Consider the following 13409-nt stretch of genomic DNA (forward strand, 5'->3'; position numbering starts at 1 on the left):
GCTAGCCCAGCCGCTCGCTGAGAAACTCGAAGTAGCGCCGGCGCAGCGTCTCGCTCTCGTTCGCCAGATGGTGCCGCGCGCCGGTGAGCAGCAGGCATTCGATCTTCTCGAACTTCTCTTCCAGCACCTTCAGGTTGTAGCGCCAGTCCACCGTCTCGTCGGCGTCGCCCTGCACCACCAGCAGGCTCTGCGCGCCATGGCCGGCCGCCTCGATGCGCGGAATCCAGCGCGCCAGCGCGCCGACCCAGGCGGTCGGCAGCGTCTTCGGCTGCAGCGGGTCGCGCTCGCGCAGGAAGGCGAGGAATTCCGCATCGTTGGAATTCGCGCTGAAGCGCCGCGGGATCGAGTCCACGAACGGCCGCAGCATCTGGTAGCTGAGTTTCGACCAGCCCCAGGCGCGCGGCCGCACCAGCGGCGCCAGCAGGATGGTGCGGCCCAGCTCCGGCCGCGTCGCGCCGTTGAGCAGGTAATCCAGCAGGATCGCCCCGCCGGTGCTCTGCCCGCACAGGTGCCAGGGTTTGGGCAGGTCCAGCGCCTGGGCCTGGTCGAGCAGCCCGGCCAGCACCGTCTGGTATTCGGAGAAGTCGCCGATGCTGGCCGCCTTGCCTTCCGACAGGCCGTGCCCCGGCAGGTCGCAGGCCAGCACTGCGAAGCCCATGCCCAGGGCCCAGTCGATCACGTGGCGGTACAGGCCCATGTGATCGTAATAGCCGTGCAGCAGCACCAGGGTCCCGCGCGCCAGCACCGGCCGCCAGTACTGCGCGGCGATGAGGTAGCCGCCGGCCTCGAAGGTGCCCAGGCGGCTGCGCAGGCCCGGATGGCGCACGTCCAGGTCGAGGCCGTAGAAGTGCTGGTACAGCGCGATGCTGCCCTCGTTCTCCGCTGCGGCCAGGGGTCGCAGGAGCGAACGCAGCAGATCGGGCTGGAAGGCTTGGGGCATGGCGATTCGCTTATCGACGGAAGGTGGACGGGAAGCACGGCGCGTTGCAGGGATATTCAGCCGCGGCCGCGCGCGTGGCAAGCTTGGCGGCTATCTTACCGGCCTTTGTTGCCGGCGCCTGTTTCCGGCCTTTTGCCCCTGACGCCCCGTTCCCGAGAAATGCCATGTCCACCCGCCGCAAAACGCTCATCGGCTGGCTGATCGCCGCCCTCTGCCTCGCCGGCCTGCTCGCCACCTACGGGTGGTACGAGAAGCGCTTCATCCGGCCATTCAGCCAGCAGCCGCAGCTGTTCTCCGGCGACCACCTGATGCTGCCGGCGGAGCTGGCCGGCCCCGGGCGCATCCGCCTGGTGCATTTCTGGGACCCGGCCTGTCCGTGCAACGTCGGCAACCAGCAGCACCTCGCCGAGCTGATCGCGCGCTTCGCCCCGCAAGGCGTGGACTTCTATGCCGTGCAGCAGCCCGGCAGCCACGGGCAACTGCCCGACACCCTCAAGTCCATGCGCACGCTGGCGGTGCTGCCCGGCTCCGAGCAACTGCCCGCCAGCCCGGCCGTGGCGATCTGGGACGCCCAGGGCAACCTCGCCTACTTCGGCCCCTACAGCGAAGGCGCGGTATGCACTTCGGCCAACAGCTTCATCGAGCCGATCCTCGATGCGCTGGTGCAGGGCCGCCGCGTGCAGGCGACCCATACCCTGGCGGTCGGCTGCTACTGCCCCTGGAGCAGCGCGCCGAAGTCATGACGCAACGCCGCAAAGGATCGCCAATCCGTGACTACACTTGCAGCGCCGGCCCATGAAGGGCCGCTCGCCATCAAGGAGTTAACATGCGTCTTCATCCCGCCCTCGCCCTGTGCGCCGCTCTTGCCCTGCCCCTGGCCGCCCACGCCGACGATACGCCCAGCAGCAGCCAGGTCATGGAGCAGCACAAGCAGGCCATCAACAATCGCATCGCGGACATCGACTACAAGCGCAAGCGCATCGTCGAAGCCAACATGCAGCTCAACTCGCAGGAAGGCGAGAAGTTCTGGCCGATCTACAACACCTACCGCACCGAGGCCGACAAGCTGAGCAAGAAGACGCTGGCGATCATCATCGACTACGCGGGCAGCTATAACACCGGCGCGGTCAGCAACGACGACGCGACCAAGCTGCAGAAGCAGATTCTCGACCTGCAGGACGACAAGCAGGACCTGAAGGAGAAGTACGTCAAGCGCATCGCCAAGGACGTCTCGCCCACCCGCGCCCTGCGCTTCCTGCAGATCGAGGACCAGCTCGACGCCATGGCCCTGCTCGAAGTGACTCGGGAGATACCGCTGGCTGACTGACCGCGCTCAGGACCTGTTTGCGATCTGCTGCGCGTCGGCATAACTGCGTTAGAAACAGGCTCGGACTTGCTCATTTACAGCTCGTAAACTCCGCGTCCTCGCCTGTTTCTGCCTTGTTCTGCTCTAGCTCGCGAGATCGTAAACAGGTTCTCAGGACTCGGCGCCGCCCCCGTGCAACCGCTGCCGGTAGCGCTCCGGCGGCGCCGAGTACCAGCGCCGGAACGCCCGGTAGAAGGGCGACAATTCGGCAAAACCGCAGGCGCGCGCCACCTCCCGGATCGCCGCGCCCTGCTCCAGCATCCGCGCGGCGCGCTGCCTGCGCACCTCCTCGCGGACATCCCTGAAAGTCTGCGCCCGCGCCGCCAGGCTGCGCTGCAGCAGCCCCGGACGCACCCCCAGTTCGCCCGCGCAGCTGCGCAGCGAGCACTCCCCCGCGCCGAGCCGCATGTCGATCAGATAGCGCAGACGGTTGAGCAGGTCGTTCTCGTCGAAGGTGCCCAGCTGCTCGCGGGCGTGCTCGCCGAGCAGGTGGTGCAGCACCGGGTTGGCGGTGCGCGACGGCCGCGACAGCAGCACGCGATCGAACAGCAGCGCATCGTGGGGCTGGCCGAACCGTGGGACGAGCCCGTACAGCCGGCGGTGCTCGGTCAGCCGGCGCGGCGGCGCGTGGCGGAACTCGATGGCGGCGACGCGGAACTCGCCGTCGGTGATCAGCGCCAGCAGCTTGAGGAACAGCAGCATCACGCATTCCATCTGCTGGCGCAGGCTCGGCACCCCCAGGTAGTTGAGGTCGAGGATCAGCCGCACCTGCTCGCCCTCCTCGTGCATCTGCGCGGCGAAGCCCCCGGAGAGGAGGTGCTGGAAGCGCAGGAAACTGGCGAGCGCCTCGCGCAGGTCGGCGCTGGCCATCAGCAGGTAGCCGACCACGTCCAGCAGGCGCGGCTTCATCACCTCGCCCAGGTGCAGGCCGATGTCGCGGTCGCCGGTGATCTCGTCGAGGGTGCTCCAGAACAGCGGCGCGTCGTCATGCACCAGCCGGCCGCCCTGGGCCGGCGCCGGCAGGCGGACCTTCTGCAGGGCCTGGCGGTAGATGTCGGTGGGGTCGAAGCCCAGGTCGGCGAGCGACTCGTACAGCAGCCGGCGCAGCGTGGCGGACTGGGTCAGCGCGGGGCTGGCGGGGAAATTCAGCTCGGGGGCGGACATGGGCGCTCATGGTTTGACCAAGGAAGTTTGACCAAAGAATTCCAGCGCCGGGACATCGGGTCAATGCGCGAGGCGAGTCCTCCTTTGCAGAATCCCCCGGATAACAACAAGGAGTTGACGCATGAAACGCACTTTGACTGTCCTTGCCGTGCTCGTGGCCGCCGCCGGGGCGGGCGCAGGCTGGTACCTGCACGGCAAGCAGCCGGTCCGCGACGGACAGCTGCCCCTGGCCGGCCTGCACAGCGAGGTCTCGGTCCGCTACGACGAGCGCGGCGTGCCGCACATCAAGGCCGGCAGCGAGGATGACCTGTATCGGGCGATCGGCTACGTCCACGCCCAGGACCGGCTGTTCCAGATGGAGATGCTGCGGCGTCTGGCGCGTGGCGAGCTGGCCGAGGTGCTGGGGCCCAAGCTGCTGGACACCGACCGCCTGTTCCGCAGCCTGCGCATCCGCGACAAGGCCGCCGACTACGTGGCCCGCCAGGACAGGAACTCCCCGGCGTGGAAGGCGCTGGCGGCCTACCTCGACGGCGTCAACCAGTTCCAGGCCAGCCATCCCCGCCCGCTGGAATTCGACATCCTCGGCATTCCCAAGCGGCCGTTCACCGCCGAGGACACCGTCAGCGTCGCCGGCTACATGGCCTACAGCTTCGCCGCCGCCTTCCGCACCGAGCCGGTGCTGACCTACGTGCGCGACGAGCTGGGCGCGGATTACCTGAAGGTCTTCGACCTCGACTGGCACCCCGAAGGCGTACTGAATCCGAAACCGCTGGCCGCCGCCGACTGGAAGGACCTCAACGCCATCGCCCGGATCAGCCACGCGGCGCTGGAGGAAGCCGGCCTGCCGCAGTTCGAGGGCAGCAACGCCTGGGCCGTCTCCGGCAGCCGCACGAAAAGCGGCAAGCCGCTGCTGGCAGGCGATCCGCACATCCGCTTCGCCGTGCCGGCGGTGTGGTACGAGATCCAGGCCAGCGCCCCGGGCTTCGAGCTCTACGGCCACTACCAGGCGCTCAACCCCTTCGCCTCGCTGGGGCACAACGAGCGCTTCGGCTGGAGCCTGACCATGTTCCAGAACGACGACGTCGACCTGGTCGCCGAGAAGGTCAATCCGGACAACCCCAACCAGGTCTGGTACCACGGCCAGTGGGTCGACCTGACGAGCGAGGAGCAGAGCATCGCGGTCAAGGGCCAGGCGCCGGTGAAGCTCACCCTGCGCAGCTCGCCCCATGGTCCGCTGGTCAACGACGCGCTCGGCAGCGCCTCGGGCAAGACGCCGGTGGCCATGTGGTGGGCGTTCCTGGAGACGCAGAACCCAATCCTCGACGGCTTCTACGAGCTGAACCGCGCCGACACCCTGGCCAAGGCCCGCAGCGCGGCGGCGAAGATCCAGTCGCCGGGCCTCAACGTGATCTGGGCCAACGCCCACGGCGACATCGGCTGGTGGGCCGCGGCGCAACTGCCGGTGCGCCCGGAGGGCGTGGTGCCGTATTTCCTGCTCGACGGCAGCACGGCGCAGGCCGACAAGAGCGGCTATTACCCCTTCAGCGCGAACCCGCAGGAGGAGAACCCGGCGCGCGGCTACATCGTCTCCGCCAACTTCCAGCCGGTCCCCGCCAATGGCCGGCCGATACCGGGTTACTACAACCTGCCGGATCGCGGCCAGCGCCTGAACCAGCGCCTGTCCGACGACTCGGTGAAGTGGGACCTGCAGAACAGCCAGGCGCTGCAGCTGGACACCGCCACCGGCTACGGGCCGCATGTCCTCGAGCCGCTGCTGCCGCTGCTGCGCGAGGCCGCCACGAGCACGGAGGAAAAGGCGCTGGTCGACCAACTGGCGGCCTGGCAGGGCGATCACCCGGTCGATTCGGTCGCCGCCACCCTGTTCAACCAGCTGCTGTACCAGATCGCCGACGCGGCGATGCGCGACGAGATGGGCGACGCCTTCTTCGACAACCTGCTGTCGACCCGTGTGCTGGATATCGCCCTGCCGCGCCTGGCCGCCGATGACGGCTCGCCCTGGTGGGACAACCGCAGGACGCCGGAAAAGGAGACCCGCGCCGATACCGTCAGGGCCGCCTGGAAGGCCAGCCTGGCGCACCTGCGCAGCACCCTCGGCGAGGATCCGGCGCAATGGCAGTGGGGCAAGGCGCATACCCTGACCCACGGCCACCCTCTGGGGCAGCAGAAGCCGCTGGACCGCCTGTTCAACGTCGGCCCCTTCGCCGCGCCGGGCGGGCACGAGACGCCGAACAACCTGTCGCATCGCGTCGGCCCGGCGCCCTGGCAGGTGGTCTACGGCCCCTCGACCCGCCGTCTGGTCGACTTCGCCGATCCCGCCCACGCCCTGGGCATCAACCCGGTCGGCCAGAGCGGCGTGCCCTTCGACAGGCACTACGACGACCAGGCGGAGGCCTACATCGAGGGCCAGTACCTGCCCGAGCACTACGCAGAGGCCGAGGTGAAGGCCAGCACCCAGGGGCTACTCAAGCTGGTGCCGGCAGGCCGCTGAGCCACCGCCCCCAAAAACAAAACCCCGCTTTCGCGGGGTTTTCTTCTGGAGCCTGAAAGAGAGTGCTGCGGGAGATGCCGAAGCGTCCCTGGCGCGTTATTTCCCCTAGGGATAACTCTCGGGGTGTTGTATTGGGCGCCCTCTCCCGCACGTATGCCAAATGTTTCACTGGAAGTTGCCGCTGACGCTTCCGGCCCTGGTTCGGGGGGAGGCCGGTAGACGTCACCGAACGCTTTAAATAGTAGTTGGCGGTTCCGCCGGAGAATGGCTTTTGTATCTACAGAATTTTCCGATAAAGCCTGATTTTCCAGTCACTTCGAAATAACGTGGGCACAAAAGACACGGGCCACCCGAAGGTGGCCCGTGGTTCGACAATCGCCGGAAGCAACCGGCCGACAAGACGGTGTCAGGCGGTGGCTGTCGAACTCTTCTGCTGCCAGTCGGTCGCGTTGGACTCCATGGCTTCCTGGACCGCGCGCTTGCGACGCTCCTCGGCCTGACGGGTGAAGTACCAGGCGAAGAAGGTGAACAGCGAGACGGTCAGCAGGATCAGGCTGGCAACCGCGTTGATCTCCGGTTTCACGCCCAGGCGCACGGCGGAGAACACTTCCATCGGCAGGGTGGTAGAACCGGGACCGGACACGAAGCTGGCCAGTACCAGGTCGTCCAGCGACAGGGCGAAGGACATCATGCCGCCCGCCGCCAGCGACGGCGCGATCATCGGGATGGTGATCAGCATGAACACTTTCCAAGGCTTGGCGCCCAGGTCCATGGCCGCTTCCTCGATGGACAGGTCAAGCTCGCGCAGGCGCGCCGACACCACCACCGCCACGTAGGACGAGCAGAAGCTGGTGTGGGCGATCCAGATGGTCACGATGCCGCGCTCCTGGGGCCAGCCGATCAGCTGGGCCATGGCCACGAACAGCAGCAGCAGCGACAGGCCGGTGATCACCTCGGGCATGACCAGCGGCGCGGTGACCATTCCGCCGAACAGCGTACGGCCACGGAAGCGCGGGATGCGGGTCAGCACGAAGGCGGCCAGGGTACCCAGCGCCACGGAGGAGAACGCGGTGTAGAAGGCGATCTCCAGCGAGCGGAACACCGAGCCGATCAGTTGCTGGTTGTCGATCAGGCCGACGTACCACTTGATCGACCAGCCGCCCCACACGGTCACCAGCTTGGAGCCGTTGAAGGAGTAGATGACCAGGATGACCATCGGCACGTAGATGAAGAGCAGGCCCAACACCAGCATGATGTTGGAGAACGACCAGCGCTTGTTCATACCTTGCCCTCCAGCTCTTTAGCCATGATCTTGGGTGAAGAGTCTGTTGAAGGGGATGATGGGCAGATCGCCTTGAAGTGGGTCATACCTTGCCCTCCAGCTCTTTAGCCTGGTTCTTGTTGAAGAGAATGATGGGCACGATCAGGATCACCAGCATCACCACGGCAAGAGCGGAAGCCACCGGCCAGTCACGGTTGTTGAAGAATTCCTGCCACAGCACCTTGCCGATCATCAGCGTCTCGGGGCCGCCGAGCAGTTCCGGGATCACGAACTCGCCCACCGCCGGGATGAACACCAGCATGCAGCCGGCGATGATGCCGTTCTTGGACAGCGGCACGGTGATCTTCCAGAAGCTGGTGAAGTTGCGCGCGCCGAGGTCGGAGGCGGCTTCCAGCAGGCTCATGTCGTGCTTGACCAGGTTGGCGTAGAGCGGCATGACCATGAACGGCAGGTAGGAGTAGACGATACCGATGTACACCGCCAGGTTGGTGTTGAGGATCGTCAGCGGCTCGTTGATCAGGCCCAGCCACATCAGGAAGCTGTTGAGCAGGCCGTTGTTGGACAGGATGCCCATCCAGGCGTACACGCGGATCAGGATCGCCGTCCAGGTCGGCATCATGATCAGCAGCAGCAGCACGGTCTGCATTTCCTTGCTGGCGCGGGCGATGGCGTAGGCCATCGGGTAGCCGATCACCAGGCACAGGAAGGTGCTGATCGCCGCCATCTTCAGCGAGCCCAGGTAGGCGTCGATGTAGAGCGGGTCGCCGGTCAGCATCAGGTAGTTGCCGAGGTTCATCACCACTTGCAACGTCTGGTCGGCGTACTGGAACACCTCGGTGTACGGCGGAATGGCCACGTCGGCGGCCGCCAGGCTGATCTTCAGCACGATGGCGAAGGGCAGCAGGAAGAACAGGAACAGCCAGAAGAACGGTACGCCGATGACGGCATGCCGCCCTCGGGGCAGGCGTTTCAGGAACGATGCGGCGATGTTCATGATTGCAGTACCACGCCGCTGTCGTCGTACCAGCTGATGTACACGGGTTGTTCCCAGGTCGGGCGAGCCACGTGGCGCTCGGCGTTGGCCATGAAGGCTTGCACGATCATGCCGGAGGCGAGCTTGATGTAGTACACCGAGTGACCGCCCAGGTAGGCGATGTCGTAGACGGTGCCCTGGGCCCAGTTGCAGCCTTCGTGCTCCAGACTCTCCGGCTTGTTCGCGCTGACCATGACCTTTTCCGGACGCAGCGCGTAGGTAATGCGCTTGTTCTCGGCGCGGGTGCTGATGCCGTGGCCGATGTAGATCGGGTTTTCCAGCTGCGGACAGGCGATCACCGCGTGGTCCTGCACGTCTTCCACGATGTCGCCGTCGAACAGGTTGACGTTGCCGATGAACTCGCAGACCAGGCGGCTGGCCGGGGTCTCGTAGATGTCCATCGGGCTGCCGATCTGCTCGATGCAGCCCAGGTGCATGATGGCGATGCGCTGGGCCATGGTCATGGCCTCTTCCTGGTCGTGGGTCACCATCACGCAGGTCACGCCCACGCGCTCGATGATCTCCACCAGTTCCAGCTGCATCTGCGAGCGCAGCTTCTTGTCCAGGGCGCCCATCGGCTCGTCGAGCAGCAGCAGCTTCGGACGCTTGGCCAGGGAGCGGGCCAGGGCCACGCGCTGGCGCTGGCCGCCGGACAGCTGGTGCGGCTTGCGCTTGGCGTACTGGGTCATCTGCACCAGCTTGAGCATTTCGTTGACGATCTTGTCGATCTCGGCCTTGGGCAGGCCGTCCTGCTTGAGGCCGAAGGCGATGTTCTGCGCCACGCTCATGTGCGGGAACAGGGCATAGGACTGGAACATCATGTTGATCGGCCGCTCGTAGGGCGGCAGGTCGGTAATGTCCTGGCCATCGAGGAAGATGCGACCTTCAGTGGGACGCTCGAAACCAGCCAGCATGCGCAGCAGGGTCGACTTGCCCGAGCCGGAGCCACCGAGCAGGGCGAAGATCTCGCCCTTCTTGATGTTCAGGGACACGCTATCGACAGCCAGAGTCTCATCGAACTGCTTGCTGACCCGGTCGATTTTTACCAGCACCTCTTTAGGCTGCTGGTCGCCACTCAAGGCTTTCTTGTAGGCACCGGAGGCTATTGCCATTACCACAACTCCCAAATCTGGAGGCCCGGCCATGCGGCCGGGCATGCTTGGATTACTACTGTCTACGGATTACTTGCCGGACTTGATCTTCGTCCAGGAACGGGTCATGAGGCGCAGGGTCTTCGGCGGCAGCTCATGCTGCACGAAGAGTTTGTCGAGAACCTCCTGAGGGGGGTACACCTCAGGATTGTTGCGCACGGACTCATCCATGAATTCGCCAGCCTTGGGGTTCGGGTTGGCGTAACCGACGTAATCGCTGACCTTGGCGATCACGTCGGGCTTGAGCAGGTAGTTGATGAAGGCGCTGGCGGCCTTCGGGTTGGAGGCATCCTTCGGAATGGCGAGGATGTCGAACCACAGGTTGGCGCCTTCCTTCGGAATCGCGTAGGCGATGTTCACGCCCTTGCCGGCTTCCTTGGCGCGGTTGGCGGCCTGGAAGACGTCGCCGGAGAAACCGGCCGCAACGCAGATGTTGCCGTTGGCCAGGTCGGAAATGTACTTGGAGGAGTGGAAGTAGGTGACGTACGGGCGCACCGCCATCAGCTTGGCTTCGACTTTCTTGTAGTCTTCCGGGTCGGTGCTGTTGGGATCCAGACCCAGGTACTTGAGCACGGCCGGCATCATCTCGTCGCCCGAATCGAGGAAGGCGACGCCGCACTGGCTGAGCTTCTTCATGTTCTCGGGCTCGAACAGCACGGCCCACGAATCGATCTTGTCGACACCCAGCACGGCCTTGACCTTGTCGACGTTGTAGCCGATGCCGTTGGTGCCCCACAGGTACGGCACGCCGTACTGGTTGCCCGGGTCGTTCACCTGCAGCTGCTTCATCAGCGCCGGGTCGAGGTTCGACCAGTTGGGCAGCTGGCTCTTGTCCAGCTTCTGGAACGCGCCCGCCTTGATCTGGCGGCCGAGGAAGTGGTTGGACGGCACGACCACGTCGTAACCGGTGCGGCCAGCCAGCAGCTTGCCTTCCAGGGTTTCATTGGAGTCGAAGACGTCGTACACCGGCTTGATGCCGGTTTCCTTCTCGAAATCGGCCAGGGTGGTCTCGCCGATGTAGTCCGACCAGTTGTAGATATGCACGCTCGGAGCCGCCTCGGCGATGCTGGAAAGGCCGAATACGGAGAGTGCTGCGATCAGGGTTCTGCTGATAGGAGTGCGCACACGTGAGTCCTCTCGTTGTTTTAGTTTCTTCTGTCGGTTGGCGACGACGGCCGTTCCGTGGATAGCGCCACAGCCTTCAGGTGCGCGAGAGCGCCTCGACTTGCGCGACCATTCCACTGATCGAAACTGCGGATCTCCTGCCGGGAGCGGACGGGGGAGCGCACTCCCCTGCCCTCGACCCGGTACATCGGCCGGCGCGCGGACGCGCCGGCGACTACCCGATTACTTGCCGGACTTGATGGTGGTCCAGCTGCGGGTCATCAGACGCTGGGTCTTCGCCGGCAGGTCCGGGAAGGCGTACAGCTTCTTCATCACTTCGTCGGTCGGGTAGATGCCCGGGTCCTGGCGGATGGCTTCGCTCACCAGCGGAGTCGCGGCGGAGTTGCCATTCGGATAGGAGACGGTATCGCTGATCTCGGCGATGACTTTCGGTTCGAGCAGGAAGTTGATCCACTTCAGAGCGCCTTCCGGGTTCTCGGCGTCTTTCGGGATAGCGACGGTGTCGAAGAACGCACCGGCACCCTCCTTCGGAATGTTGTACTTCACGGCGACATTGTTCTTGGCTTCTTCCGCACGGGACTTGGCCTGGTAGATGTCACCCGAGTAACCGATGGCCACGCAGATGTTGCCGTTGGCGATATCGGAGATGTACTTCGAGGAGTGGAAGTAGGAGACGTACGGACGGATCTTCAGGAACAGCGCTTCGGCTTCCTTCAGCTCTTTCGGGTCCTGGCTATCGGGCTTGTAGCCCAGGTAGTGCAGGGCGGCCGGCAGCATTTCGGTCGGCGAGTCGAGGAAGCTCACGCCGCAGGCTTTCAGCTTCTGGATGTTTTCCGGCTTGAACACCAGGTCCCAGGAGTCCACCGGAGCGTTCTCGCCCAGCACGGCCTTGACCTTGTCCGGGTTGTAGCCGATGCCGATGGTGCCCCACAGGTACGGAATCGCGTACTGGTTGCCCGGGTCGCTGATTTCCAGGGTCTTCATCAGGTCGGGGTTCAGGTTCTTCCAGTTCGGCAGCTTGGACTTGTCCAGCGGCTGGTAGACGCCGGCCTTGATCTGCTTGGCGAGGAAGGAGTTGGACGGAACCACGATGTCATAACCCGACTTGCCGGCCAGCAGCTTGGCTTCCAGCACTTCGTTGCTGTCGTAGACGTCGTAGACGACCTTGACGCCGGTTGCCTTGGTGAAGTTGTCGGCCGTATCCGGCGCGATGTAGTCCGACCAGTTGTAAACGTGCAGTACTTTGTCATCTGCCTGCGCCATACCGGCCACAGCGCCCGCCAGAGTCACAGCGAGCAGGGATTTGCCGAAGGTTTTGAACATGCGGGTAGCTCCGTTGTTTTTTTGATGTTCCGGGTGGCGTGGACAGTTCCATCCGTCACCACCCGGTGAGCCTGGCCAACGCACAGGCGCAGTCTGTCAAAGGTCCGGTGAAAGACTCAAGACAGCACGACTGCGGCGGTTTGATCGAGGCACTTGCGCGCCAGGGTGATCAGGTCGTCGATCTGCGACTTCTCGATCACCAGCGGCGGCGAAATAATCATAGTGTCTCCCACCGCGCGCATGATCAGACCGTTGCGGAAGCAGTGCTCGCGGCACAGCATCCCCACGCCCTTGTCAAAGCGCTCGCGGGTCTTCTTGTTCTTCACCAGCTCCAGTGCTGCCACCAGGCCTACCCCGCGGGCTTCGCCTACCAAGGGGTGGTCGGCCAGCTCCTGCCAGCGTTTCTGCAAATACGGTGCCGTTTCGGCCTTCACCTTCTCGACGATCTTCTCTTCACGCAGGATGCGGATGTTCTCCAGCGCGACGGCGGCCGCCACCGGGTGACCCGAGTAGGTGAAGCCATGGTAGAACTCGCCGCCCTCGTTGAGGGTGTTGACGATCTCGTCGCGCACGATCACGCCGCCCATGGGGATGTAGCCGCTGGTCAGGCCCTTGGCGATCGGCATCAGGTCCGGGGCGTTGCCGTAGTACTGGCTGCCGAACCACTCGCCGGTACGGCCGAAGCCGCAGATGACTTCGTCGGCGATGAACAGGATGTCGTACTTGGCGAGGATCTCGCGGATCTTCGGCCAGTAGGTGTCCGGCGGAACGATCACGCCGCCCGCGCCCTGGATGGGCTCGGCGATGAAGGCGGCGACCTTGTCCTCGCCGACTTCGAGAATCTTCTTCTCCAGCTGCTCGGCGGCCCAGACGCCGAACTCTTCCGGCGACATGTCGCCGCCTTCGCCGAACCAGTAAGGCTGGGCGATGTGCTCGATACCCGGGATCGGCAGGTCACCCTGCTCGTGCAGCGCCTTCATGCCGCCCAGGCTGACGCCGGCGACGGTGGAGCCGTGGTAGCCGTTCCAGCGGCCGATGACCACTTTCTTCTGCGGCTGGCCCTTGATGGTCCAGTAGTGGCGGACCATGCGCAGCACGGTGTCGTTGGACTCCGAGCCCGAGCCGGTGAAGAACACGTGGTTCATGCCTTCGGGGGCGATGTCGGCGATGGCCTTGGCCAGCTCCAGCGCCGGCGGGTGGGCGGTCTGGAAGAACAGGTTGTAGTAGGGCAGCTCCTGCATCTGCTTGTAGGCGGCCTCAGCAAGCTCCTTGCGACCATAGCCGACGTTCACGCACCACAGGCCCGCCATGCCATCGAGGATCTTGTTGCCCTCGCTGTCCCACAGGTACACGCCTTCGGCCCTGGTGATGATGCGCGCGCCCTTCTCGTTCAACTGCTTGTAGTCGGTGAACGGAGCCAGGTGGTGTTCGCGGCTGAGCGCCTGCCAATGCTGGGTCTTGGCGCTGGTCTGGTTAGTCATCTCGATAAAACCTCTCTCTAAGTAACACGGGGCCC

Annotated in this window: 11 protein-coding genes; 3 read left to right on the plus strand and 8 right to left on the minus strand. The window is 64.8% G+C overall.

The window, feature by feature from the left end; genetic code table 11:
• Window position 1: 1 nt before the first annotated feature.
• A complete protein-coding gene (gene bipL, locus AC3B6A_RS25970) occupies window positions 2-940 on the minus strand; it encodes a phospholipase BipL (protein ID WP_488399972.1) in 939 nt (312 codons plus the stop codon).
• A 164-nt stretch (window positions 941-1104) separates the two neighbouring features.
• On the opposite strand from bipL, the gene AC3B6A_RS25975 reads away from it, so the two are divergent.
• Together AC3B6A_RS25975 and AC3B6A_RS25980 are read left to right on the plus strand one after the other, a co-directional pair.
• Window positions 1105-1683, plus strand: coding sequence for a DUF6436 domain-containing protein (locus tag AC3B6A_RS25975; protein ID WP_488399973.1), 579 nt, complete (start codon window positions 1105-1107; stop codon window positions 1681-1683).
• An 83-nt stretch (window positions 1684-1766) separates the two neighbouring features.
• Complete coding sequence (locus AC3B6A_RS25980; protein ID WP_488399974.1) at window positions 1767-2267, plus strand: transcriptional regulator; 501 nt, start codon at window positions 1767-1769, stop codon at window positions 2265-2267.
• A gap of 150 nt (window positions 2268-2417) precedes the next feature.
• Here the strand turns inward: AC3B6A_RS25980 and AC3B6A_RS25985 are convergent, their stop codons facing one another.
• A complete protein-coding gene (locus tag AC3B6A_RS25985; protein ID WP_488399975.1) occupies window positions 2418-3470 on the minus strand; it encodes an AraC family transcriptional regulator in 1053 nt (350 codons plus the stop codon).
• Window positions 3471-3591: 121 nt separating this feature from the next.
• Between AC3B6A_RS25985 and AC3B6A_RS25990 the strand changes: the two genes are divergently transcribed.
• Window positions 3592-5979: a penicillin acylase family protein gene (locus tag AC3B6A_RS25990; protein ID WP_488399976.1), complete on the plus strand. Its 2388-nt coding sequence runs from the start codon at window positions 3592-3594 to the stop codon at window positions 5977-5979.
• A 406-nt stretch (window positions 5980-6385) separates the two neighbouring features.
• Here AC3B6A_RS25990 and AC3B6A_RS25995 read toward each other — a convergent pair whose 3' ends face one another.
• The 6 genes from AC3B6A_RS25995 to AC3B6A_RS26020 form a co-directional block, all read right to left on the minus strand.
• On the minus strand, window positions 6386-7261 hold the full coding sequence (locus tag AC3B6A_RS25995) for an ABC transporter permease subunit (protein WP_488399977.1): 876 nt from the start codon (window positions 7259-7261) through the stop codon (window positions 6386-6388).
• Window positions 7262-7343: 82 nt separating this feature from the next.
• Window positions 7344-8225 carry an ABC transporter permease subunit gene (locus AC3B6A_RS26000; protein ID WP_488403719.1) on the minus strand — a complete coding sequence of 294 codons (882 nt, stop codon included), beginning with the start codon at window positions 8223-8225 and terminating at the stop codon, window positions 7344-7346.
• A 26-nt stretch (window positions 8226-8251) separates the two neighbouring features.
• Window positions 8252-9406 carry an ABC transporter ATP-binding protein gene (locus AC3B6A_RS26005; RefSeq protein ID WP_488399978.1) on the minus strand — a complete coding sequence of 385 codons (1155 nt, stop codon included), beginning with the start codon at window positions 9404-9406 and terminating at the stop codon, window positions 8252-8254.
• Window positions 9407-9475: 69 nt separating this feature from the next.
• Window positions 9476-10558: a polyamine ABC transporter substrate-binding protein gene (locus tag AC3B6A_RS26010; protein WP_488403721.1), complete on the minus strand. Its 1083-nt coding sequence runs from the start codon at window positions 10556-10558 to the stop codon at window positions 9476-9478.
• Window positions 10559-10792: 234 nt separating this feature from the next.
• Window positions 10793-11893 (minus strand): polyamine ABC transporter substrate-binding protein, encoded by a 1101-nt coding sequence (locus AC3B6A_RS26015; protein ID WP_488399979.1) that lies wholly within the window; start codon window positions 11891-11893, stop codon window positions 10793-10795.
• A 116-nt stretch (window positions 11894-12009) separates the two neighbouring features.
• The gene (locus tag AC3B6A_RS26020) at window positions 12010-13374 is read right to left on the minus strand and encodes an aspartate aminotransferase family protein (RefSeq protein WP_488399980.1); all 1365 of its coding nucleotides are present in this window, start codon (window positions 13372-13374) and stop codon (window positions 12010-12012) included.
• Window positions 13375-13409 lie beyond the last annotated feature (35 nt).

The organism is Pseudomonas sp. B12(2026) (assembly GCF_057767015.1).

Coding starts and splice junctions, on each gene's coding strand:
- AC3B6A_RS25980 (WP_488399974.1), top strand. CDS start 1,767: ATGCGTCTTCATCCCGCCCTCGCCCTGTGCGCCGCTCTTGCCCTGCCC.
- AC3B6A_RS26015 (WP_488399979.1), bottom strand. CDS start 11,893: ATGTTCAAAACCTTCGGCAAATCCCTGCTCGCTGTGACTCTGGCGGGC.
- AC3B6A_RS25995 (WP_488399977.1), bottom strand. CDS start 7,261: ATGAACAAGCGCTGGTCGTTCTCCAACATCATGCTGGTGTTGGGCCTG.
- AC3B6A_RS25990 (WP_488399976.1), top strand. CDS start 3,592: ATGAAACGCACTTTGACTGTCCTTGCCGTGCTCGTGGCCGCCGCCGGG.
- AC3B6A_RS25985 (WP_488399975.1), bottom strand. CDS start 3,470: ATGTCCGCCCCCGAGCTGAATTTCCCCGCCAGCCCCGCGCTGACCCAG.
- bipL (WP_488399972.1), bottom strand. CDS start 940: ATGCCCCAAGCCTTCCAGCCCGATCTGCTGCGTTCGCTCCTGCGACCC.
- AC3B6A_RS26020 (WP_488399980.1), bottom strand. CDS start 13,374: ATGACTAACCAGACCAGCGCCAAGACCCAGCATTGGCAGGCGCTCAGC.
- AC3B6A_RS25975 (WP_488399973.1), top strand. CDS start 1,105: ATGTCCACCCGCCGCAAAACGCTCATCGGCTGGCTGATCGCCGCCCTC.
- AC3B6A_RS26005 (WP_488399978.1), bottom strand. CDS start 9,406: ATGGCAATAGCCTCCGGTGCCTACAAGAAAGCCTTGAGTGGCGACCAG.